Annotated in this window: 20 protein-coding genes and 1 tRNA gene; 4 read left to right on the top strand and 17 right to left on the bottom strand. The window is 65.8% G+C overall.

Annotated elements, in window-relative coordinates; translation table 11 throughout:
* Nucleotides 1-7: 7 nt before the first annotated feature.
* The 14 genes from atpE to argS all read right to left on the bottom strand — a co-directional run bounded on the left by atpE (nucleotide 8) and on the right by argS (nucleotide 15,158).
* The gene (gene atpE, locus ACY48M_RS07865) at nucleotides 8-238 is read right to left on the bottom strand and encodes an ATP synthase F0 subunit C (protein ID WP_462819711.1); all 231 of its coding nucleotides are present in this window, start codon (nucleotides 236-238) and stop codon (nucleotides 8-10) included.
* Between the two features lie 68 nt (nucleotides 239-306).
* Entirely contained in the window at nucleotides 307-1,047 is a 741-nt protein-coding gene (atpB, locus tag ACY48M_RS07860) for a F0F1 ATP synthase subunit A (protein WP_462819710.1), read from the bottom strand.
* A 175-nt stretch (nucleotides 1,048-1,222) separates the two neighbouring features.
* The gene (locus ACY48M_RS07855; protein ID WP_462819709.1) at nucleotides 1,223-1,663 is read right to left on the bottom strand and encodes a hypothetical protein; all 441 of its coding nucleotides are present in this window, start codon (nucleotides 1,661-1,663) and stop codon (nucleotides 1,223-1,225) included.
* 1 nt (nucleotide 1,664) lies between these two features.
* On the bottom strand, nucleotides 1,665-2,912 hold the full coding sequence (locus ACY48M_RS07850) for an MraY family glycosyltransferase (protein WP_462819893.1): 1,248 nt from the start codon (nucleotides 2,910-2,912) through the stop codon (nucleotides 1,665-1,667).
* 2 nt (nucleotides 2,913-2,914) lie between these two features.
* On the bottom strand, nucleotides 2,915-3,577 hold the full coding sequence (locus ACY48M_RS07845; RefSeq protein ID WP_462819708.1) for an L-threonylcarbamoyladenylate synthase: 663 nt from the start codon (nucleotides 3,575-3,577) through the stop codon (nucleotides 2,915-2,917).
* Nucleotides 3,578-3,612: 35 nt separating this feature from the next.
* Nucleotides 3,613-4,476: a peptide chain release factor N(5)-glutamine methyltransferase gene (prmC, locus tag ACY48M_RS07840; protein WP_462819707.1), complete on the bottom strand. Its 864-nt coding sequence runs from the start codon at nucleotides 4,474-4,476 to the stop codon at nucleotides 3,613-3,615.
* A gap of 1 nt (nucleotide 4,477) precedes the next feature.
* Nucleotides 4,478-5,557: a peptide chain release factor 1 gene (prfA, locus tag ACY48M_RS07835; RefSeq protein ID WP_462819706.1), complete on the bottom strand. Its 1,080-nt coding sequence runs from the start codon at nucleotides 5,555-5,557 to the stop codon at nucleotides 4,478-4,480.
* Between the two features lie 2 nt (nucleotides 5,558-5,559).
* Nucleotides 5,560-7,656: a transcription termination factor Rho gene (rho, locus tag ACY48M_RS07830; RefSeq protein WP_462819892.1), complete on the bottom strand. Its 2,097-nt coding sequence runs from the start codon at nucleotides 7,654-7,656 to the stop codon at nucleotides 5,560-5,562.
* A 227-nt stretch (nucleotides 7,657-7,883) separates the two neighbouring features.
* Nucleotides 7,884-8,834: a homoserine kinase gene (gene thrB / locus ACY48M_RS07825; RefSeq protein WP_462819705.1), complete on the bottom strand. Its 951-nt coding sequence runs from the start codon at nucleotides 8,832-8,834 to the stop codon at nucleotides 7,884-7,886.
* Nucleotides 8,831-9,916 carry a threonine synthase gene (gene thrC, locus ACY48M_RS07820; RefSeq protein WP_462819704.1) on the bottom strand — a complete coding sequence of 362 codons (1,086 nt, stop codon included), beginning with the start codon at nucleotides 9,914-9,916 and terminating at the stop codon, nucleotides 8,831-8,833. Before thrC ends, thrB begins: the two co-directional genes overlap by 4 nt.
* Before the next feature lie 10 nt (nucleotides 9,917-9,926).
* Nucleotides 9,927-11,249, bottom strand: coding sequence for a homoserine dehydrogenase (locus tag ACY48M_RS07815; RefSeq protein ID WP_462819703.1), 1,323 nt, complete (start codon nucleotides 11,247-11,249; stop codon nucleotides 9,927-9,929).
* The gene (lysA, locus tag ACY48M_RS07810; protein ID WP_462819702.1) at nucleotides 11,249-12,703 is read right to left on the bottom strand and encodes a diaminopimelate decarboxylase; all 1,455 of its coding nucleotides are present in this window, start codon (nucleotides 12,701-12,703) and stop codon (nucleotides 11,249-11,251) included. The genes ACY48M_RS07815 and lysA overlap by 1 nt, the downstream gene beginning before the upstream one ends.
* 80 nt (nucleotides 12,704-12,783) lie before the next feature.
* Nucleotides 12,784-13,506: a hypothetical protein gene (locus tag ACY48M_RS07805; protein ID WP_462819701.1), complete on the bottom strand. Its 723-nt coding sequence runs from the start codon at nucleotides 13,504-13,506 to the stop codon at nucleotides 12,784-12,786.
* 2 nt (nucleotides 13,507-13,508) lie between these two features.
* The gene (argS, locus tag ACY48M_RS07800; protein ID WP_462819700.1) at nucleotides 13,509-15,158 is read right to left on the bottom strand and encodes an arginine--tRNA ligase; all 1,650 of its coding nucleotides are present in this window, start codon (nucleotides 15,156-15,158) and stop codon (nucleotides 13,509-13,511) included.
* 62 nt (nucleotides 15,159-15,220) lie between these two features.
* Between argS and ACY48M_RS07795 the strand changes: the two genes are divergently transcribed.
* Together ACY48M_RS07795 and ACY48M_RS07790 are read left to right on the top strand one after the other, a co-directional pair.
* Complete coding sequence (locus tag ACY48M_RS07795; protein ID WP_462819699.1) at nucleotides 15,221-15,847, top strand: hypothetical protein; 627 nt, start codon at nucleotides 15,221-15,223, stop codon at nucleotides 15,845-15,847.
* Between the two features lie 82 nt (nucleotides 15,848-15,929).
* Nucleotides 15,930-16,002: transfer RNA gene (locus ACY48M_RS07790), tRNA-Arg, on the top strand.
* Between the two features lie 36 nt (nucleotides 16,003-16,038).
* Here ACY48M_RS07790 and ACY48M_RS07785 read toward each other — a convergent pair.
* Entirely contained in the window at nucleotides 16,039-16,725 is a 687-nt protein-coding gene (locus ACY48M_RS07785) for a DNA alkylation repair protein (RefSeq protein WP_462819698.1), read from the bottom strand.
* A 19-nt stretch (nucleotides 16,726-16,744) separates the two neighbouring features.
* Nucleotides 16,745-17,707, bottom strand: a complete 963-nt coding sequence (locus tag ACY48M_RS07780; RefSeq protein ID WP_462819697.1) for a quinone oxidoreductase family protein — start codon at nucleotides 17,705-17,707, stop codon at nucleotides 16,745-16,747.
* 81 nt (nucleotides 17,708-17,788) lie between these two features.
* On the opposite strand from ACY48M_RS07780, the gene ACY48M_RS07775 reads away from it, so the two are divergent.
* Nucleotides 17,789-18,598 carry a DUF1206 domain-containing protein gene (locus tag ACY48M_RS07775; RefSeq protein WP_462819696.1) on the top strand — a complete coding sequence of 270 codons (810 nt, stop codon included), beginning with the start codon at nucleotides 17,789-17,791 and terminating at the stop codon, nucleotides 18,596-18,598.
* A gap of 33 nt (nucleotides 18,599-18,631) precedes the next feature.
* On the opposite strand, the gene ACY48M_RS07770 is transcribed toward ACY48M_RS07775, so the two are convergent.
* Nucleotides 18,632-20,068, bottom strand: a complete 1,437-nt coding sequence (locus ACY48M_RS07770; protein ID WP_462819695.1) for a helix-turn-helix domain-containing protein — start codon at nucleotides 20,066-20,068, stop codon at nucleotides 18,632-18,634.
* A 128-nt stretch (nucleotides 20,069-20,196) separates the two neighbouring features.
* Here ACY48M_RS07770 and ACY48M_RS07765 point away from each other — a divergent pair, with 128 nt between their 5' ends.
* The gene (locus ACY48M_RS07765; protein WP_462819694.1) at nucleotides 20,197-22,047 is read left to right on the top strand and encodes a phosphoenolpyruvate carboxykinase (GTP); all 1,851 of its coding nucleotides are present in this window, start codon (nucleotides 20,197-20,199) and stop codon (nucleotides 22,045-22,047) included.
* Nucleotides 22,048-22,068: the final 21 nt, after the last annotated feature.

The following is a 22,068-nucleotide window of genomic DNA, read 5'->3' as shown; positions in this document are numbered from 1 at the left end:
AAATTCCTTACTGGAAGATGAAGTACGTGGCGATGCCGATGAAGGCGAGGGCCTCGGTGAAGGCGATACCGATGTACATGAGCACCTGGAGCTTGCCCTGGAGCTCAGGCTGGCGAGCAACGGACTCGATCGTCTTGCCGACGACGATGCCCACGCCGATGGCCGGGCCGATGGCCGCGAGGCCATATCCGACGGTCGCGATGTTGCCACTGAGTTCAGCAACGGTTGTAACGTCCACGTTGTGTTTCCTTCCGTAGGTGAGGCGAGCGGTTGCTCGTCCCCTTGGGTGCGTAGCTAAGGGTGGATCTAGTGTTCCTCTGCCAGCGCGAGCTGGAGATAGACCGCAGTCAGGATCGTGAAGACATACGCCTGCAGCACTGCGACCAGGATCTCGAAGAACGAGAATGCGAGACCGAAGAACAGCGTTCCGACTCCGAAGAGCGGGAAGAGGCCGTCGGTCGAGAAGAAGAAGAAGTGCGTCGCACCGAAGAAGAGCACGAGGAGCAGGTGGCCGACCACCATGTTCATCATGAGTCGCAGCGTGTGTGTGACCGGGCGGACGATGAACGTCGAGACGAGCTCGATCGGCGTCACGATGATGTAGAGGATGGGGGGAACACCGGGAGGAAACAGCGAGTTCTTGAGGAACGTGCCCGGGTGCTTCTTGAGCCCCGCGTAGATCCAGGTGACGTACGCGATGAGCGCCAGCACCAGCGGCAGGCCAATAACGCTCGTACTTGCGATGTTGAAGCCGGGGATGATGCCAGTGATATTGCTCGCGAGCACCAGGAAGAAGAAGGTCATGAGGATCGGCAGGAACCGCCGCCCATCCTTCTTGCCCAGCAGGTCTTCGGCGATGCCCACTCGGACGAAGTCGTAGCCGTATTCGATGAGACCCTGACCGCGTCCTGGGACGAGCCGGAGGTTGCGGGTACCGAGCCAGAACACCAGGACGATCACAAGCGTCACGAAGACGCGGATCATCATGATGCGGTTCATGGCGAACGGCGTGCCCTCGAAGAGGACGATGTCGGGGAAGAACTCCATGATCGACGGACCGTGGAATCCCCCATCATCACCGGTGGCGAGGGGGACAAACCGTGTCAGAGCGTTGAGTAGCAGCTCTATCTCCAGAATTCGGGCGTCAGCAAACGCGGCGTCGAAAAGGGGGGGGGGTTGTTCGGAATTCACTCTATCAATAGATAGAGGCCGAGGAGTACACTCAGCGCGCTTCGGGCTCGATCTGCTCGTCTCCTGGAAGCTTCACGTCGCTGACATATGGCATGCGCGACTTTGCGATCACAACAACGTCGACCACGAGCGTGCCGAGGACAGCGACGACAAGGCTCAAGAACAGCACCTGGGTCTGCACCCACGGCTGATCCTTGAGCAGGAACACGATCACGAGAAAAATCACAAACTTCAGCAGCCAGGCACCCATCACGATCGCGAAAAACACTCCGAGGTCGTAGCGGGACGCGATGATGATGCTGAGCGAGGTCACCCCGAGGAACACCATTGCGATCGCAGTGCCGACGAGCGCGCTCGCAACGCCGTTCATGCCATCAACTGCGAAACCGATGAGCGACCCGACAACGGCGATCACCAGCGCGAGCAGCGAGCCGAACAGCAGGACTCGTTTCAGGACGGGGACAGCACTCATGTCACTTCTCTCTCGGTGTGGTCGGGCTCGAGGCAGGACTCGTGCCAGTCTCAAGCGGGTCAAAGTCGATGTCGGCGGCGTTGGATGCCTCATCGAGTGGGTCGAGCCTCGCGTCAACCTCGGCGCCAGCTCGGGACCGTTGCGCGTCGGCCTCGATGATCTTGCGGCGCGTCAGCGGGGCGAGCGTGAACCAGGCGCTCGCGATGAACCCGACGGCGACGAATGCCGTCGCCCACCAGGCCGGGAGGAGCATGAAGAGCAGCGTGCCAACCGCGACGACGGCGGTCCATGCATAGAAGATGAGCACGGCGTGGAAGTGCGAGTGCCCCATGTCAAGGAGACGGTGGTGGAGGTGCTGGCGGTCTGCCGAGAACGGTGACTTGCCGGCACGAAGCCGTCGGAACACCGCGAGCGCAAAATCGAGCAAGGGCACGATGAGGATCGCGAACGGCAGCAGGATCGGGATAAACGCCGGGAGCAGTTGCCGCCCAGACACGAGCGATCCTGGGTCGACCTGGCCCGTCACCGAGATGGCGGAGGCCGCCATGAGCAACCCGACGAGGAGGGCGCCAGCATCACCCATGAAGAGCTTCGCCGGATGCCAGTTCAGCGGCAGAAAGCCGATGCAGGCCCCCGCGAGCACCACCGTGATGAGCGACGCGAAATTGAAGTACTCGGACTCGCCGATCCCATTCGAAAGGATGTAGGTGTAGATGAAGAACACGCCGTTGGCGATGATGGCAACACCGGCGACGAGCCCATCGAGACCGTCGATGAAGTTCACAGCGTTCATGACGAGCACGACCGCGATGACCGTGACGACAAGTCCCGTGACCGGGGGCACGATCGTGACGCCGCCAATCGGCACGGTCACGAGCTGCACCCCCTGCCACACAAGGAGGCCAGCCGCCAGGATCTGCCCCGTGAGCTTCGTCATCCAGTCGAGGTCCCAGATGTCGTCGGCGACACCGATGAGCACGATCATGAGGGCGGCGCCGAGCAGCGCAAGCACCGGCGCTGGATCGGCAAAAATAAGGCTGAAGCGATCGAGCTGCGACGCGACAGCAAACGAGACAAGCACACCGATGAACATCGCCACCCCGCCGAGTCGCGGAGTCGGACGCGTATGCACGTCGCGCTCCCGGATCTTTGGATAGAGGCGATAGCGAAGACTGAGCTTCAGGATGACCCATGCAAATGCAAACGTGACGACGGCGGAGAGCCCGCCGACGAGCACGTAGAAGACAATTCTCATGTGGTGTCGTCGCCGCTCGCGACACGCTCCAGGACCGACCTGATCGCTGCCTCCGGGATCGTGCCGTGCCTGACGATGCGGATGCCGTCGGTGTCGATACGGGTCGCGTCGATAATCGTCGATCCCTCGACCCCACCCACGCCTCCGTCGAGATAGACGGCGACCGAATCACCCAAGAGCACCCGAGCCGTCGCCGCCGTCTTGGCGGGCGGCTGACCCGTGATGTTGGCCGAAGAGACGGCGAGCGGGCCCGTCTCTGCGAGGAGCGCGAGCGCGACAGGATTCGCCGGCATGCGCAAGGCAACAGTGCCAGCAGTGTCACCGAGATCCCAGTCGAGCGACTCGCGCGCTGGGAGGATTACGGTGAGCCCGCCCGGCCAAAACTCGTCAACGAGCGCGCGAACCTCGGCGGGCACTTCGGCAGCGAGGGCGTCGAGCGCCGCGAGACTCGGAATGAGGACCGGTGGCGGCGATGCGCGCCCGCGAACCTTCGCATCGAGCAGGCGCTGCACGGCCGCGGGGTTGAAGGCATCGGCCGCAAGCCCGTACACGGTGTCAGTGGGCAAGACAACGAGTTCGCCGCGCGCGAGAGCGGCACGCGCGAGACGCATGCCGGTGAGCAATGCGCCCTGGTCTGCGCAGTCATAAACAGTTGCCATGTCGCCGCCAATCCTAGCGCGGGGCACCATGGCGCTTACCGCAGCGCCGTGGTGGCGCGGTCGCGGCCAAGCAGATCGCGGTGACTCGAGAGTGCCGACCAACCATCGGCCCGGAGCAGAGCCGCAATCGAGGCCGCCTGTTCTTCACCGTGCTCAATGACGAGAAGCCCGCCAGGGTGCAGCAGACGCAGTGCCGTCTGCGACACCTGTCGCACAACGACGAGGCCATCCTCACCCCCGTAGAGCGCGTGCGCGGGATCAAAGAGGCGCACCTCGGGATCGCGCGGGATTGCCGCCGCCGGGACATACGGCGGATTCGAGACGACGACATCGACGAGGCCATCGAGCTCTGGGAAGGCGAACGCGAGATCGGCAAACTCGAGGACCGCATTGGTGGCACCCGACTCGGCGAAGTTGCGCTGCGTCCACGGAAACGCCTCGGGCGAGTTCTCGACCGCAAACACGCGAGCGCGCGGCACCTCGGTCGCCATTGCGAGGGCGATCGCCCCTGAGCCGGAGCCGAGGTCGATCCCGATGGGAGACTCAACCGGGCTCGCGTCAAGCGCATCAATCGCGAACTGCACGACCTGCTCCGTCTCGGGGCGAGGCACGAACACTCCGGGGCCCACCGCGAGCTCGAGCGAGCGGAACGGCGCGCGGCCCGTGATGTGCTGCAGCGGCTCGCGAGCCGAGCGACGACGCACGAGCTCGGCGATCGCCGCAGCATCCGTTTCGGACACTGCCGAACCGACCACGGCACTCGCCTGTACCTGCCCCCGGCTCAGGCCGAGAACGTGGCCGATGAGCAGTTCTGCATCAGCGCCAGGCGAGTCGATGCCCGCTGCGGTGAGTGCGGTAGTCGCCGCTGCACGCAGCGCCGCGACAGTGGCCGAGCTCATGTCACGACTGGTCGCCGAGATCGGCGAGCCGCGCCTCCTCGTCAAACTGGATGCAGGAATCGATGACGGGGCCGAGGGCGCCATTCATCACGGTGTCGAGGTTGTACGCCTTGTAGCCAGTGCGGTGATCCGCGATGCGGTTCTCGGGGAAGTTGTAGGTGCGGATGCGCTCTGAGCGGTCCATCGTGCGAATCTGCGTCTTGCGAGCGGCACTGTCGAGGGCAGCCTGTTCCTCCTGCTGGCGCGCGAGGATGCGGGCACGGAGCACACGCATTCCCGCCTCGCGGTTCTGCAGCTGGCTCTTCTCGTTCTGCATCGCCACCGTGATCCCGGTCGGGAGGTGCGTGATGCGCACGGCGGAGTCGGTCGTGTTCACCGACTGACCGCCTGGGCCGCTCGAACGGTAGACGTCGATCTTGAGGTCGTTCTGGCTGATCTGCACCTCTTCAGGCTCATCAACCTCTGGAAACACAAGCACCCCGGTCGTCGAGGTATGGATGCGCCCCTGCGTCTCGGTCTGAGGCACCCGCTGCACGCGATGCACCCCGCCCTCGTACTTGAGGTGCGCCCACACGCCCTGCGAAGGGTCGGTCGCGTTGGACTTGATCGCGACCTGCACGTTCTTGTAGCCGCCGAGATCGCTCTCGTCGCTCTCGAGCATCTCCGTCTTCCAACCCATCTGGTTGGAGTACTGGAGATACATGCGGAGCAGGTCGGCCGCGAAGAGGGCGCTCTCAGCGCCACCCTCACCACCCTTGATCTCCATGATCACGTCGCGCCCGTCATCCGGGTCGCGCGGGATGAGCAGGCGACGGAGCTTCTCCTGCATCGTCGCAAGCGACGCCTCAAGGCTTGGGACCTCTTCGGCGAACGCGTCGTCCTCTTTGGCAAGCTCCCGAGCGGCAGCAAGGTCGTCTTGCGCCTCGATCCAGTGCTCGTGCGCAGCCTTGATCTGGCTGAGCTGCGCATAGCGCCGGTTGATCTTCTTGGCTCTGGCCGCATCCGCGTGCACGGCGGGATCAGACAGCTCCTTCTGCAGATCCTCGTGCTCGGCCAGCAGCACGGCTACTGACTCGAACACGCCTAGTCCTCCTTGGTCGCCGCGGCGCCCGGGAGTGACTTCTGGATCTGCATGAGGAACTCGACGTTGGACTGCGTCTCGCGCAGCTTGCCGAGCACGATCTCGAGCGCCTGCTGCGTGTCGAGACCCGCGAGGGCACGACGCAGCTTCCACGTCACCTTGACCTCATCGGTGCCCATGAGCATCTCTTCGCGGCGGGTGCCCGATGCATTCACATCGACGGCCGGGAAGATGCGCTTGTCGGCGAGCTGACGCGAGAGGCGAAGCTCCATGTTGCCGGTGCCCTTGAACTCCTCGAAGATGACCTCGTCCATCTTGGACCCGGTCTCGACGAGCGCGGTCGCGAGGATGGTGAGCGAGCCGCCGTCCTCGATGTTGCGCGCGGCCCCGAAGAAGCGCTTCGGCGGGTAGAGCGCCGACGAGTCGACACCACCGGAAAGAATGCGACCGGATGCTGGCGCCGCAAGGTTGTAAGCGCGGCCGAGTCGGGTAATCGAGTCGAGGAGCACGACGACATCGTGACCGAGCTCGACGAGGCGCTTTGCACGCTCGATCGCGAGCTCCGCGACGGTCGTGTGGTCTTCGGCAGGGCGGTCGAAGGTCGAGGCGATGACCTCACCCTTGACCGTGCGCTGCATGTCGGTAACCTCTTCGGGCCGCTCGTCGACAAGCACAACCATGAGGTGCACCTCTGGGTTGTTCTTTGCGATCGCGTTGGCGATGGCCTGCAGCACGAGAGTCTTGCCCGCCTTGGGTGGCGAGACGATGAGGCCGCGCTGGCCCTTGCCGATCGGCGACACGAGGTCGATGATGCGCGTCGTGAGCTTCTGCGGCTCGGTCTCGAGGCGCAAGCGCTCCGAGGGGTAGAGCGGCGTGAGCTTGCCGAACTCGACGCGCTCCCCCGCCTGCTCGATGGGGAGGCCGTTGATCGAGTCGATCTTGACGATCGCGTTGTACTTCTGGCGGCCGCCCTGGTTGTCACCATCGCGCGGCTGGCGGATAGCGCCAACGACCGCGTCGCCCTTGCGGAGGTGGTACTTCTTTACCTGACCGAGCGAAACATACACATCGTTGTTGCCCGGCAGGTAGCCCGTCGTGCGCACGAACGCGTAGTTGTCGAGGACGTCGAGGATGCCGGCAACCGGGATGAGCACGTCATCCTCAGTGATTTCGGGCTCGAAGTCTTCGCCGCCCCCGCGACGCTTGCGGTCACGGTAGCGCCCACGACCGCTGCGCTCATCATCCGCCTGCTGTTGCTGCTGCTGGCGGTTGCGGTTGCTGCCGTTGTTGTTGCGGTTGTCGTCATCGCGGTCGTCGCGCTGGCCGTCAGCCTTCTGGCTGTCGCCACCCTTCTGGGCGTCACGCTGGCCATCACGCTGACCATCGCGCTGGCCATCGCGCTGACCCTCGCCGCCCTTCTGGCGGTTGCGGCGGTTGCGGCTGCGCTGCGGGCGGTCGCCCGAATCGTCATCGGAGTCGGCGCTATCGTCTGCCGCTCCCGAGTCGTTCGAAGACGTGCGAGCCTCTGATTCAGTGGCGCCGTCGGCGTCGGCAGCATCGGGCTGAGTGCGGCCGCGCTGATTGCGCGCGCGCTTCGGTGCCGACGTCGTGCCCTCGGCCGAGGCATCCGTCGCGTCGCTGCTGTCTGCAGGAGCGTCGGTCTTCTCGACGGTCTCGGTGCTGGCCGAATTCTCAGAGGGCTTCTCGGCACTCGCGTCGACTCCGGACTCGCCGCCATTGGCGTGCTCGGTTGCCGACTTCGGGGCCGCACGCTTGCGGGCCGGCGCCTTGCGGGCCGGCTTGTCGCCCTCGCTCGGAGCATCCGCAGCAGTGGATTCTGCCGTGGGGGCGTCTGCTGGTGCGACGCCGGTTGTCGTGATGACACCGTCGGCGGCGGCGGTTGCGCGACGTGAGGCGCGCTTTTTCGGTGCCGCCGGAGCGTCGCTCACGGTGGCATCCGTCGCACTGTTCTCAGCGGCGGTGGTGGATTCGGTGTTCTGGGTCTCGTTGATTGCGTCCACGAGGGCTCCTTTGCGAAGTTTGGTCACGCCGATGACACCGAGGGACGCCGCGAGAGCTTGGAGCTCAGCAAGACGCATCGAGGTCAGATCGACGCTGGAGTCCGGCCGTTCGGCACGGACTGTCGGATCAGTCACTAAGAGGGTTCCTTTCCCCTGCCGGGAGCCACATCAGGGATGACGTGGTGATGACCTGGCGGAGAGCTTGTCGCACGCCACGATCCGAGCCCCGAACGGTGCGCAGGGAGGAACGGTTGAGCGATGCTAGTGATAGTGCAACCCGCGACACTGAAGAAAAATGTGTCTCGCTAGGCCGAAGACCTGGCCGGGTGCAGGTTCACTGTAGCACCTTTGAAGTCGACGGCGAGCATGAGGGCGTGCCACGGCGCGCCCTCATGCGCGGCCACAAGATCGGCCGCGACAAGACGCTCGGCAGGGTCGCTGCAGAGCACGAGGACTGATGGACCGGCGCCCGAGACGACCGCCGCATGCCCGTGCGCGCGCAGGGCCTCGACGAGGCCAACAGTCTCGGGCATGGCGCTCGCGCGGTAGTTCTGGTGCAGCCGATCCTCGGTTGCATCGTGCAGCAGCTCAGGGCTCTGAATGAGTGCCGCGATCAGCAGCGCTGACCGCGAGACATTGAAGATGGCGTCTTCGTGGGGCACCGAGACGGGGCGCAAACTCCGTGCGAGCTCGGTTGAAAGCGTGTGCTCTGGAACGCACACGAGCGGCGAAACTCCCCGGTGCACCATGAGCTTCTTATGTTGCGGGCCGTGCTCCGCCGTCCACGCAATCGTGAGCCCTCCGAAGAGTGCCGGCGCCACATTGTCGGGGTGCCCTTCGAGCTCGGAGGCGAGCGACAGCAGCGCATTCGAATCGAGGTCGACGATGCCGTCGAGAAGACCCTTCGCCGCCATGATGCCGGCCACAATCGCCGCGCCAGACGAACCGAGACCGCGACCGTGAGGAATGTGGTTGTCGGCGACAAGGTCGAGCCCCGGCATCGCAACGCCGTAGCGATCGAACGTGAACCGGATGGAGCGCACCACGAGGTTGGACTCGTCTGTTGGCACCTCTCCCTCGCCGACGCCCCGCACGACGACCGTCGCGCCGGGCTCTGAGCGGACCGTCACCTCGAGGTCGTCATACAGCGAAAGCGCAAGACCAAGCGTGTCGAATCCCGGTCCGAGGTTCGCCGAGGTGGCGGGAACCTTGACCGTCACCGATCTGCCGATCGGCGGAACGGGCATGGCGATCATGCCGTCGCTTTCTCCAAACCGAGGACGCTCGCGACCTCGGCCGTATCGACGGGCACAATGGTGGGCTGCACATCGGCGCCATCGGCACCGCGAAGCGCCCACTGGGGATCTTTGAGGCCATGACCAGTGACGGTGAGCACGACGGTAGCGCCAGCCGGCACCACCCCTGCAGCCGAACGCTCAAGGAGACCCGCGACGCTGATGGCCGACGCAGGCTCGACAAAAATGCCGACCTCGGCCGAGAGGATGCGGTGAGCTTCGAGGATCTTCTCGTCGCTGATCGCACCGAAGTAGCCATCGCTCGTCTCGCGTGCACCGATGGCGAGCTCCCACGAGGCCGGGTTGCCGATGCGAATAGCGCTCGCGATCGTGTCGGGGTTTTTCACGATGTGACCCTCGACGATCGGGGCACTGCCGGCCGCCTGGAAGCCGAACATCCGCGGCAGCCTGGTGGTGATGCCGCGCTCAAGCTCTTCGCTGTAGCCACGGAAGTACGCCGTGTAGTTGCCAGCGTTGCCGACGGGGATGAAGTGAAAGTCCGGGGCATCCTCAAGCACCTCGACGACCTCGAAGGCGGCCGTCTTCTGCCCCTCGATGCGGTCGTTGTTGACCGAGTTCACGAGGTGCACTGGGTAGTTCGCGGCGAGGTCACGGGCAATGTCGAGGCAGTCATCGAAGTTGCCCTGCACCTGGAGCAGCTGCGCATTGTGGGCGATCGCCTGCGCGAGCTTGCCCATCGCGATCTTGCCCTCAGGCACGAGCACGGCGGCCGTGATGCCCGCGTGGGTGGCATACGCCGCCGCAGACGCGGAGGTGTTGCCCGTGGAGGCACAGATGACAGCCTTCGCCCCGTGCTCGACCGCCTTCGAGACGGCCATCGTCATGCCGCGATCTTTGAACGATCCGGTCGGGTTCATGCCCTCGAACTTCACCCACACGTTCGCGCCGGTCCTGGCGGAGAGGGCGGGGGCGGGGATGAGCGGGGTGCCACCCTCGCCGAGCGTGACGACGGGGGTCGCATCCGAAACGTCGAGGCGGTCTGCGTATTCGCGGATGACTCCGCGCCATTGGTGATGGGCCATGATGAACCTTCTACTCTGAGCCCTCTACTCGCAGGACTGACGTGACGGACCGCACGGTGTCGTTGGCCGCGAGGGCCTCGACCGTATCGGCAAGGGATGCTTCGGATGCCTCGTGCGTGCCAATGACAAGGGTAGCGGTGGCGGCGGTGCCGTCAGCGCCGGGCGAGCTCACCGACTGGTGCACCGTCTCGACAGAGACGCCGTGCTCGTTGAATACGGCGGCGACCGCCGCGAGCACACCAGGACGGTCGTTGACGAGCAGGCTGATCTGGTAGCGCGTCGTGACGCTCTCGATTGGCAGAAGCGGCAGGTCGGCGTGAGTCGACTCGGCGAGACCTGGGCCGCCAATGACATGGCGTCGCGCGGCAGAGACAAGGTCGCCGAGCACCGCCGAAGCGGTTTCACGACCGCCAGCACCGGCACCGTAGAACATCAGATCACCCGCCGCCTCGGCCTCAACGAAGACGGCGTTCTTGGCGCCGTGCACCGCGGCAAGGGGGTGCGTTCTTGGCACGAGTGCCGGGTAGACCCTGGCGCTGACGCCCTCGTCGCCATCGACATCGACGAGTCGTTCGCAGATCGCGAGCAGCTTGATGACATAGCCAGCGCGGCGTGCCGCGTCGACCTGCTCCGCGGTGATCGCCGTGATGCCTTCGCGGTAGACGGCCTCGATGGGCACCGAGGTGTGGAACGCGAGGCTCGCGAGAATCGCCGCCTTCTGCGCGGCGTCGTAACCCTCAATGTCGGCCGTGGGGTCGGCCTCTGCATAGCCGAGCTCCGTGGCATCCGCCAACGCATCTTCGAGACTCTGGCCATCGACGTCCATGCGGTCGAGGATGTAGTTGGTCGTGCCGTTGACGATGCCGAGGATGCGGTGAACCTGGTCGCCAGCAAGGCTGTCGCGCAGCGGTCGGATGATGGGGATCGCCCCAGCGACGGCCGCCTCATAGTAGAGCTGCGCACCGACCTGCTCGGCGGCGGCGAAGAGTTCTGGGCCGTGGGTTGCGATGAGCGCCTTGTTGGCGGTCACAACATCCGAACCCGAGTTGAGCGCCTGAAGAATATAGGTGCGCGCCGGCTCGATGCCGCCGATGAGCTCAACAACAATGTCGGCCCCGACAATGAGCGACTCGGCATCGGTCGTGAGGAGCTCCCGAGGCACCTCGGCGGTGCGCGGCGCATCGAGATCCCGCACCGCAATACCGACGAGCTCGATGCCGGCGCCGGCACGGTTCGCGAGCTCGTCGCCGTGCTGCTGCAGCTGCGCCACCACCTGGGCGCCGACAGAGCCGGCGCCCAGGAGGGCGACGCGGAGGTTGCGGTAGTCGATCATCAGGTTCCGTTCTTCGCTGGTGTCTGTGCGAGCCCTGCGTCTCGCGACAGGAGGTCGTCTTCGGTCTCGCCGCGCACAATGATGCGCGACTGTCCGTCGCGCACTGCGACGACTGCCGGGCGGGCGAGATAGTTGTAGTTGCTCGAGAGCGACCAGCAGTAGGCGCCGGTCGCCGGCACCGCCACGAGGTCGCCAGGCTCCACGTCGCCGGGGAGGTAATCGGAGCGCACAACGATGTCACCACTCTCGCAGTGCTTGCCTGCGACCCGCACGAGGGCTGGGTCAGCGGCAGAGGTGCGCGCGGCGAGCCGCACGGCATAATCGGCGCCATAGAGGGCTGGGCGAGCGTTGTCGCTCATGCCGCCATCGACGCTCACGTACTTGCGCACAGCGGTTGATGCCGCAGCGCTTGAGTCGGTGTGCGCTTCGTCGGGCGCCTCGACCGCAACGAGCACGTCTTTGACCGTGCCGACCTCGTAGAGCGTGAAGGTCGAAGGGCCGACAATCGCCCGGCCTGGCTCCACCGCGACGAGCGGAACCGGGATGCCGAGCCTCGACGCCTCGGCCGCAACGATGGTGGCGAGCGACGAGGCGATCTCTGCGACGGGCATTGCCCGATCGGCGCTCGTGTAGGCGATGCCGAACCCGCCGCCGAGGTTGAGCTCAGGCACCGGCCCGCCCACGAGGAGCTGCGCCTGCAGCGTCATGAGCCGCCGTGCAGACTCGCCGAAGCCGTCGGCTTCAAAAATCTGCGAGCCAATGTGGGCGTGCAAGCCGAGGAACTCGAGCGAGGCGTGCGCACGGATCTCGGCGACAAACGCGGGAGCATCCGCAAGCGTGATGCCGAACTTCTGATCCTCCCGGGCCGTCGCGAGGTATTCGTGCGTGCTCGCGTGCACACCGCTATTGACTCGGAGCCGCACCTTCTGGCGCACACCGTGCTTCGCGGCGATCTCTGCGATCCGCCCGATCTCGACGAGGCTGTCGATCACGATGACCCCGATGCCGGATGCGACGGCCCGCTCGATCTCGCGAAGTGACTTGTTGTTGCCGTGCAGCCCCAAGCGTGCGGGGTCGATGCCGGCGGCAAGCGCGACCGCGAGCTCTCCCCCGCTGGCGACGTCGATGTAGAGGCCCTCTTCGGTGACCCAGCGGGCGATCTCGCTCGAGAGGAACGCTTTGCCCGCGTAATACACTTTTGCCGCACTGCCGATCGCCCCGAACTCACGGTCGAACGACGCTCGCGCGTCGCGAGCACGAGCCCTGACATCCGCCTCGTCCATGACATAAAGGGGGGTGCCGTACTCAGCGGCGAGGGTTGTGACGGGCACGCCGGCGACCTCGATCACACCGTCTGCGCGGCGCCGTGTGCTGTGCGACCAGACCGCGGCATCCAGTGCATTGGCGTCGCCGGGGAGGGCGAGCCAGCCTGGGGCGAGCGGATTGACAGTCACAGAAACCTCACGACGACGGCGGGCATGGCACCGCACGGGGCGCGCCGGGCCTCAAGAAGTCTACCGGCACCGCGCAGCGGTCACCCCTCGGCCGGTGCGGGCTCGACCGCTTCGTCGTCGGCGACCGCGTCTGGGTCGACACATTCGCCGCGGGCGGACAGGGCATCGAAGTTCGTCGGCACTGCGCTGCCGTGGGCAGTGAAGGTGAGGTGGTCGTCGTCGATCTCGACACTCGTGAGCTCGATGGATTCGGGGAGCAGCGACGCCGAGCAGACGCGGATACCGAGCGTCGCGAGGTCGACGAACGGCGTGAGATCGATTGTGACCCCTTCGCCGGCCTGGAACGCTGTCGCGGTGAGGATGAGGTAGCCAGCATCGTCGAGACTCGGCTCGAGGGCGACCGAGAACGGCACGACGACGCCGAGCGCATCGACCTCCGTGGCGAGCTCGATCGCACCGCCGACGACATCCACCGAACCCGTATACCCGGCGTTGTCTGCGAGCCGGTCAAGGCCCTCGCCCCCGAGCGTGAATGTCGCATCGACATCAACGAGTTCACCCTGCACCACCTGCTGCAGCATCGAGAACCCGCCGATATCGACCTGCGCCGACACTGAGGAGCCGGGCACCCTGCTCTTGATCTCGCTCTCAGCACGCGACTCGGCGAAATCCCGCAAGCCCATGTCGACAAGCACGAGCGCACCACCGAGCATCAGCGCAGTGATGACAAGACCGATCACGATCTTCGCGACCCGCCGCCCGACACTCGGCTTCGAACCTGGATAGACGGGCGTGCGAGCCATGGCTACATCCTCTCGGGGGCGGTCACGCCGAGCAGGCCGAGCGCATTGCGCAACACCTGCCCGGTCGCGTCATTGAGCCACAGTCGCGACGAGTGTACGGCGGTGACCGGGTCATCGCCGAGCGGCGTCACGCGGCAATTGTCGTACCAGCGGTGGTAGGCGCCGGCAAGCTGTTCCGCATAGCGGGCGACACGGTGCGGTTCGCGCAACTCGGCCGACTGCTGCACGATGCGCGGAAACTCCGCGAGCACACCGAGCAACACGCTCTCGGTCTCGTGCGCGAGCGTCGACGCGTCGAATCCGTCGTGACCGATGCCAGCGGCATCTGCGTTCCTCGCCACCTGATTGGTGCGGGCGTGCGCGTACTGCACGTAGAAAACGGGATTGTCGTTGGTGCGCCGCTGCAGCACCTCGGGGTCGAGGGTGAGGGGCGAATCGGCCGGGTACCGTGCGAGCGAGTAGCGGAGGGCATCCGTGCCGAGCCAGGCCTGCAGGTCGTTGAGCTCGATGATGTTGCCTGCCCGCTTCGAAAGCTTGGCGCCGTTGATCGAGACGAGCTGGCCGATGAGCACCTCAACATCGCGCGCGGGGTCGTCACCGGATGCCCCGGCGATCGCCTTGATGCGGTGCACATAGCCGTGGTGGTCGGCGCCGAGGAGATAAATCTTGTGACCGAAGCCGCGGTCGGTCTTGGAGAGGTAGTAGGCGGCGTCGGCGGCGAAGTAGGTGTACACGCCATTGCCGCGCTTGATGACCCGGTCTTTATCGTCGCCGAAGTCGGTGGTTCGCACCCAGATCGCATCGTCTTCGTCGTAGACGTGACCCTGCGCCCGAAGCCGGTCAACGGCCGAGTCGATCGCGCTCGGCACACCCGCGTGCAGCTGACGCTCCGAGAACCACACGTCGAAGTGCACATTGAAGCGTTCAAGCGACTCGCGAAGCTCGGTGAGCTGCAGCTCGTAGCCGGTCTCGCGCGCGACCGCGAGCGCCTCGTCTGCCGGCAACTCAAGCAGTCCAGGCTCCCGCTGCAGCACCGCCTGTGCGAGATCGCTCACGTACTGGCCCGGATAGCCGTTCTCGGGGGTCGGCTCACCCTTTGCGGCGGCGAGCACGCTCGCGCCGAAGTTGTCCATCTGGTTGCCCGCGTCGTTGATATAGAACTCGTTCGCGACCGTCGCCCCCGCCGCGCGGAGCACACGGCCGAGCGCATCGCCGAGCGCCGCCCAGCGGGTGTGCCCGATGTGCAGCGGACCGGTCGGGTTCGCCGAGACGAACTCCAGGTTGATGTTCTGGCCGGCGAGGCTGTCGCTGTGGCCGTAGCGATCCCCCTGCTCCACGATCGACTTGGCGAGCGCACCGGCCGCCGCCGCGTCGAGCGTGACATTGATAAAACCCGGGCCGGCGATGTCGACGGATGCCACACCCTCAACCTTGGCGAGCGCCGCCGCCAACTCGGCGGCAACCTCACGGGGGCTCACGCCGAGCGGCTTCGCCAGCTTCATTGCGACACTCGATGCCCAGTCGCCGTGGTCGCGATTCTTGGGCCGGTCGAGGCGGACATCGTCGATCGTGACCGGGACGGTTGCCCCGCGAGCCGCGACGGTGGCGTTGACGATGTCGAGCAGAGCGGCGGAGAGTTCGGCGGGGGTCACAATTCGAATTCTATCGGGTGAGGCATCCTGAGCCCGGGCGGGCGAGCCTGCATGATGGGAACGTGAGCCTCAACGAACTGCACCCCGTGTTTCCCCGCCGCACCCCGAGCATCCGCCGCCTCGGCGTCGTCGCGCTCGCCGTCGCGGCCGCCCTCACCTTCGCTGGATGCGCGAGCGAAGACCCCCAGCCCTCCCCCGGCGCCTCCGACGGGTCGGAGCGGCCGAGCAGCGCGAGCCCCTCCCCGAGTGCGGAACCAGATGCGACGCCCACGGCAGAAGCACCCGAAGAGGCGACACCGATCGGCGTGACCTGTGAGCAGCTCCTCACCGCCGACGATATCTACGCCTACAACCCAAATCTCGCCCTCGTCGCGGGCACGGCGCACGGCACTGCCGGCAACCGAGCGGTCGCCGCCGAAGGCATCGCGTGCCACTACCAAAACCTCACGAGTGGCGAAACGATCATCGTGTCGGCCGCCAACCCCGGCCCCACCATGCTCGCCCAGGTGCGCTCGGAGCTCAGCGGCAGCGCGACCTCCGCCGACGGTCTCGGCGGCGAAGGCTGGTTTGGTGAAGGCACCGCGACCGTCATCGCGGGCGAGTACCTCGTGACCGCGGCATCCGACTTCTTCACAGCCGCCGCCGACGCACAACAGCTCACGACGACGGCGCTCTCGAGACTGCCGTAGCGCACACACGCCTGCACGAAGGCCGTGCGGCAGGCTGCTAACCTTAGATCCGCGCTCCGGGCCTCCACGCCCGGAGCGTTCCGCCCTCGTAGCTCAGGGGATAGAGCGCCGGTTTCCGGTACCGAAGGTCGGGGGTTCGAATCCCTCCGAGGGCACCGATTGCGACATGAGGCAGGCCATCTGCCGGTCATTCAGGGCGCAGACTGCCGCCGCACAATCTCGGTGATCCAGATGGGGGCGAATGGCGACGTGCATCCCGGTGGGGTCGGATAGTCCTTCAGCACCTCGAGTCGCTCGCCGATGTCGAGCGCACGGGCGCGGAACCCCTCGTGGTGGATGCCGATCGCGGCGAGGCAGTCGTTCATGGCCCACTGCAGGCGAGCCGGTGCCGACTTCATTGCTGCCTCGATGAGGTCGAGCAGCCCGGGCAGGTCGAGCCCCGCTGGTGCCGTGTTGACGCGGTCGCTCGTGAGCGCCCATCCGGCACTCGCCACGACGGGATCGGCATCATCGAACCACAGCACGCGAAGCTGCTCCACATGCGGGTTCGTCTTCACGATGTAGTTGACGAGCCAGTCGTGCACCTTTGGCACCCGCGCCTCGCGGAGCATCACATCAAGCTCCGAGGCGCTGTACTCCTTGGGGCGGCAGATGAGCAGGGCGACAAGCCTGGCGGCCGTGTTGCCCGTCTTCCAGAGTTCGCCGGCGAGTTCGTGCTGCGTTTTGAGCCGCTTGGCTACCGCCCGCAATTTGGTGAGATTGACCGCATGGTCGTCGCCGTGGCGTTCATTCACCGCCAAAATCCTGGGGTCCTCAAGCGCCTTGAGCTCCGCAAGGACCCCACTCACCGAATCCTCCGCCGCTCTCTGCGTCACCATTTCTCTCCTTCACTTTGTGCTACGGCTGCAGGATGAGCTTGCCAGTCGTGCCGCGGCTCTCGAGCGCCGCGTGGGCGTCAGCCGCATCCTCGAGCGCGAAACGGCCGCCAATGCGCACCGAAAGCGAACCGTCGTCGAGCGCGGCGAACAGCTCGCTCCAGCGCCAGTGGCGCTCCTCCTCGTCGCGCAGGTAGTGCCACAGGCTGGGGCGGATGACCGACAGTGAACCGCCCGAATTGAGCCGTTGCAGATCGAACGGAGGCACCTGCCCGCTCGATCCTCCGAAGAGGGCGAGCGTGCCTCGCATGCGAAGCGACGCAAGCGAATCGTCGAAGGTCGTGCGGCCAACACCGTCGTACACCACCGCGACGCCCTCACCGCCCGTCGCCGCCACGGCGCGGTCTCTAAAGTCGTCATAGCCGAAGACTTCGGACGCCCCGGCCGCGCGACTCAGCTCCGCCTTCTCCGGCGTCGACACCGTCGTGAAGACCCGCACTCCGCGAGCGACAAGCAGCTGCGTCAGCAACAGGCCAACACCGCCGGCCCCAGCGTGCACGATCGCGGTCTCGCCTGCCGAAGGCGGTGCCACCGATGTCGCGAGGTAGTGCGCCGTGAGCCCCTGGAGCGGCAGGGCTGCCGCGACATCCAGATCGACCGACGGCGGCACCGCCGTGACGGCAGATGCCTTCACGGCAAAAAACTCCGCGTAGGCCCCGGGAGCCTCCGCCGACGCGACGCGATCACCGGGCTCGAAACCGGCCACACCCTCCCCCACCCGCTCGACAACGCCCGAAGCCTCACGGCCGGGCACGAACGGCAGCTCCACCGAATAGACGCCGGAGCGCTGATAGATGTCGAAAAAGTTCACGCCCGCCGCATGCGTGCGCACCAGGAGTTCCCCGGCGGCCGGTTCGGGCACGGGCCGCTCCCGCAGCTCAAGACGCTCTGGGCCGCCCTGTTCGGTGACAACAATGCAGCGCATCCATTCACTCCTTCGACTCGAACCCAGCAATCCCAGCGTAGGCCTCCATGCGCCGGCGAATCGGGACTACCGTGTCGAATCATGTCCCCTTCATCGAACGCACGGTCGCTCGCTTCGTCGGTGCAGAACAACACCGCCTTCCGCGTCGCCGCCCGCAGCGGCTACGTCGTCAACGGCCTGCTCCACATGCTGATTGGGGCGATCGCGGTGACGATCGCGTTCGGGGGCAGCGGCAGCGCCGACGCGGGAGGGGCACTGGAACAGGTGGCCTCGGCCCCAGCGGGCGAAGCCATCCTCTGGTTCATCGCTGCTGGGCTCTGGGCTCTTGCCCTCTTCCAGCTTCTCGAGGCCGCCCTTGTGCGCGGCTCCGACCGTGATGCGTGGATGCAGCGCCTGAAAGAACTCGGCAAGGCCATCGCCTACGCTGCCGTCGGCTTCACGGCCTTCGGCGCCGCGACAAGGTCATCGTCCGGGTCGGGAGACGGCGACGCCAAGGCGCTCAGCGCGACCCTCCTCGGCTCCCCCTTCGGCATCGCTTTGCTGCTCGTCGTCGCGAGCGGCGTCATTGCGATCGGCGCCTACTTCGCGGTAAAGGGCGCGCGCCAGAAGTTCGTTGAAGATCTTCGGGTGCCAGCAGGCATGCTCGGGCGTGCCACCGTCGCGAGCGGCACCATCGGGTACATCGCCAAGGGTGTCGCGATCGCCGTTGTCGGCGTGCTCTTCGCGGTCGCCGCGCTGACCGTCGATGCCGAAGCATCCGCCGGTCTCGATGGTGCGCTCAAGTCGCTCGTCGAGCTGCCCTTCGGCCCTCTCGTGCTCGGGGCCGTCGCCCTCGGCCTCATTCTCTATGGTGCCTACTGCTTCGTGCGGGCGCGCTACGCGCGACTCTGACACCCGGAGCGCAGACCCACGGAGCGCGCCGACTCAGTCGGTGTCGCCAGAGTGCGCCTCGAGGAAGTCATAGAGTTCGCTGTCGTCAACCCCAGGGAACGTGCCAGACGGCAACGGCGACAGGATGTGGGCGTGCAGTTTGGCACTCGCCCAGGCCCGCCCCGACCACCGCTGTGCCTTGTCGCCCGACGGCCGGCGGCAGCAGTTCACGTCGGGGCACCGCGACGCCTCCCGGTTGCGGGTATCGCGACCGCGGAACCACTTCGCGTCGTTGAACGGCACCCCGAACGTGATGGAAAACTCCTCCTGCGTGCCGGTGCCGGTCTGCGTCGAGTTCCAAAACGTTCCGCTCGGGGTGTCGATGTATTGGTAGAACTCGGTCGTGCGATTCGTGCGGGTAAACGCGACGCGCGCGCTCCAGTGGCGACACACGAGCTGCCCCTCAGTCGAACCCGTGACATCCGTCGGCAGCAGCAATCCGTCGTTTTCGTAGCCCTTGTACAGCGCGCCGTCGTCGCCCACGCGAAGAAAGTGCACGGTCATGTCGAGGTGCGACGTTGCAAGGTTCGTGAAGCGCAGAGCCGCGGCCTCATGCGTCACGCCGAACGCGTCGCGGAAGTCCTCGATCGCAAGGTTTCGCTCGTCTTTCGCGGCACTGAGAAAGTCGACCGAGGGCTTCAACGGCATAAGGCAGGCGGCCGCGAAGTAGTTGATCTCGAGCCGCTGACGCAAAAACTCGACATAGCTATCAGGCTCGTGGTGGTCAAGCAGGCGGTGCGCCATTGCCTGCAAAGCCATCGACCGAAGGCCGTGGCCACCAGGGATTGACGCCGGCGGAAGGTAAATTCGCCCGTTCTCAAGATCAGTGACAGAGCGCGTCGAGTGGGGCAGATCATCCACGTGAATGAGGTCGAACCCGAGCTTCTTTGCCATGAGGGCCACCGAGCGGTGCGTGAGCGCGCCGGAGGTGTGCCCGACGCTGCGAAGCGTCTCTTCGGCAAGGGTCTCGAGCTCGGGCAAATAGTTGTTCTTTCGCCGCATCTGATGCCGCAGCTCAGTATTGCCTCGACGCGCCTCTTCGGGCGTCGCAATCGCCTCGCGAGCCCGCCTCGCGAGTTCGCGGTGCAACCCAACGAGCGCTTCCAGCGTCTCATCGGACATCGAGCGCGACGCACGGATAGGCGGAAGGCCGAGCCCTGCATACAGCGCGCCCTGTTGCATCCGTTCGAGGTCGATTTCGAGGGCCGCCCGATGCGTCGGCGGCTCAGCGCTGAGCAGCTCTGCGACCTGGATGCCGAGCGCTTCGGCGATCGACTGAAGGAGAGAGAGCCGTGGCTCGCGACGGCCGTTCTCCATGAGGGAGAGCTGACTGCCGGCGATGCCGACGGCGATGCCGAGTTGGTCGAGCGTGAGTCCTGCCCCGTTGCGGAAGTGGCGGATGCGCTGTCCCAGCGTCGCAAGATCGGTCACGTCTTGAGCATATCGAAAGATCGGCCCTTCTTGCACCAAAAATCTGACACGAGTCCCAGAAACGTAGCGTCACAATGGAATCACTTGAGATTTTTGCACGCAGCGCGTGCCGAGCGGACGGATACCCCATGACCCTGACGACACAGAGCATCACCGCCCCGGCATCGTCGAGCCCGACGGGAGCGCCGTCTGGCGCCAACGCCAAGGTCATCGAATGGGTTGAATCCATCGCCGAGCTGACGAAGCCCGAGAACATCGTGTGGTGCGACGGCTCTCCCCAGGAATGGGATCGCCTGACGCGGGCGATGGTGGCCGCGGGCACCCTCACCAAGCTCAACCCTGAGCACCGCCCCTACAGCTTTCTCGCGCGGAGCAACCCGTCCGACGTCGCTCGCGTCGAATCGCGCACCTACATCTGCTCAGAGCGCGAAGAGGATGCAGGCCCCACCAACAACTGGATCGCGCCCGACGCTATGCGCGCCACGTTCGCCGAACTCTTCGACGGCGCGATGCGCGGCCGCACGATGTACGTCATGCCGTTCTCGATGGGCCCCATCGGCAGCCCCCTCGCCAAGCTCGGCGTGCAGGTGACCGACTCCCCATACGTCGTCGCGAGCATGGCGGTCATGACTCGCATGGGTACGGCGGCACTGAACCTCATCGACGATGACACCGAGTGGGTTCCAGCGGTGCACAGCGTCGGCGCGCCCCTCGCCCCAGGTGAGGCGGATGTTGCCTGGCCGTGCAACGAGACCAAATACATCAGCCACTTTCCCGAGACCCGCGAAATCTGGTCGTTCGGCTCCGCCTACGGCGGCAATGCGATCCTGGCGAAGAAGTCGTTCGCGCTCCGCATCGCCTCCGTGCTCGCCCGCGATGAGGGATGGCTTGCCGAGCACATGCTCCTGCTCAAGGTGACGAACCCGAGGGGCCGCGTGTTCCACGTCGCCGCCGCGTTCCCGTCCGCGTGTGGCAAGACCAACCTCGCGATGCTCAAGCCGAGCATCCCTGGATGGAAGGTCGAGACCATCGGCGATGACATCGCCTGGCTGCGCCCTGGCCCCGACGGGCGCCTGCGCGCCATCAATCCAGAGGCCGGCTTCTTCGGGGTTGCCCCCGGCACAAGCCGCAAGACCAATGCCACCGCAATCGACACGCTGTGGGGCAACACGATCTTCACCAACGTTGCGCTCCGCGAAGACGGTGACGTGTGGTGGGAAGGTCTCACCGACAAGGCACCCGCGAATCTCACCGACTGGCAGGGCAAGCCGTGGACTCCGGATTCTCCGACCCCGGCCGCCCACCCGAACTCGCGTTTCACGGTCGCAGCTCACCAGGCGCCTTCGATCGCTGAGTCGTGGGATGACCCGCAGGGCGTTGTGATCGACGCGATCATCTTTGGTGGCCGCCGCGCGACCAATGTGCCACTCGTCGTTGAGGCACGCGACTGGGAGCACGGCGTGTACATCGGTGCCACCATCTCCTCCGAGCGCACCGCTGCAGCCGAGGGCACTGTTGGCGAGCTCCGTCGTGACCCGTTCGCGATGATGCCGTTCTGTGGCTACAACATGGCCGACCACTGGTCGCACTGGCTCAAGGTGGGCAACAGTCTCCGTGCCGCGGGCAACATGCCGCGAATCTTCCAGGTCAACTGGTTCCGCAAAGACGACGAGGGCAACTTCATCTGGCCCGGGTTCGCCGAAAACTCGCGCGTGCTTGAGTGGATCCTCGACCGTGTTGACGGGCAGGCGACGGCGAGCGACACTCCGCTCGGCTACACGCCGTCGCCCGGCGCGCTCAACGTCGATGGGCTCGAGCTCAGCGACGCGCAGCTCGAACAGCTGTTTGCTGCCGACCCGGCATCGTGGCTCGCCGAACTCGACGACACCGAGCAGTTCTTCTCGCAGTTCGGCGAAAAGCTCCCAGCGGCGCTCACGGCACAACTCACCGAGCTCCGCGAGCGCTTCTCGGCCAGTTAGGCACGCTCCCCAACGTTTTCG

The organism is Homoserinimonas flava, assembly GCF_054969005.1.
This window is presented reverse-complemented; position numbering and strand designations above follow the sequence as displayed.

Bases quoted from the DNA above. Each gene is read 5' to 3' on its own strand.
- thrB (WP_462819705.1), bottom strand. From the start codon at position 8,834: ATGATCGCCATGCCCGTTCCGCCGATCGGCAGATCGGTGACGGTCAAG.
- ACY48M_RS07775 (WP_462819696.1), top strand. From the start codon at position 17,789: ATGTCCCCTTCATCGAACGCACGGTCGCTCGCTTCGTCGGTGCAGAAC.
- ACY48M_RS07815 (WP_462819703.1), bottom strand. From the start codon at position 11,249: ATGATCGACTACCGCAACCTCCGCGTCGCCCTCCTGGGCGCCGGCTCT.
- ACY48M_RS07785 (WP_462819698.1), bottom strand. From the start codon at position 16,725: ATGGTGACGCAGAGAGCGGCGGAGGATTCGGTGAGTGGGGTCCTTGCG.
- ACY48M_RS07780 (WP_462819697.1), bottom strand. From the start codon at position 17,707: ATGCGCTGCATTGTTGTCACCGAACAGGGCGGCCCAGAGCGTCTTGAG.
- ACY48M_RS07855 (WP_462819709.1), bottom strand. From the start codon at position 1,663: ATGAGTGCTGTCCCCGTCCTGAAACGAGTCCTGCTGTTCGGCTCGCTG.
- atpB (WP_462819710.1), bottom strand. From the start codon at position 1,047: ATGGAGTTCTTCCCCGACATCGTCCTCTTCGAGGGCACGCCGTTCGCC.
- ACY48M_RS07765 (WP_462819694.1), top strand. From the start codon at position 20,197: ATGACCCTGACGACACAGAGCATCACCGCCCCGGCATCGTCGAGCCCG.
- thrC (WP_462819704.1), bottom strand. From the start codon at position 9,916: ATGGCCCATCACCAATGGCGCGGAGTCATCCGCGAATACGCAGACCGC.
- ACY48M_RS07845 (WP_462819708.1), bottom strand. From the start codon at position 3,577: ATGGCAACTGTTTATGACTGCGCAGACCAGGGCGCATTGCTCACCGGC.
- prmC (WP_462819707.1), bottom strand. From the start codon at position 4,476: ATGAGCTCGGCCACTGTCGCGGCGCTGCGTGCAGCGGCGACTACCGCA.
- rho (WP_462819892.1), bottom strand. From the start codon at position 7,656: ATGCGTCTTGCTGAGCTCCAAGCTCTCGCGGCGTCCCTCGGTGTCATC.
- ACY48M_RS07805 (WP_462819701.1), bottom strand. From the start codon at position 13,506: ATGGCTCGCACGCCCGTCTATCCAGGTTCGAAGCCGAGTGTCGGGCGG.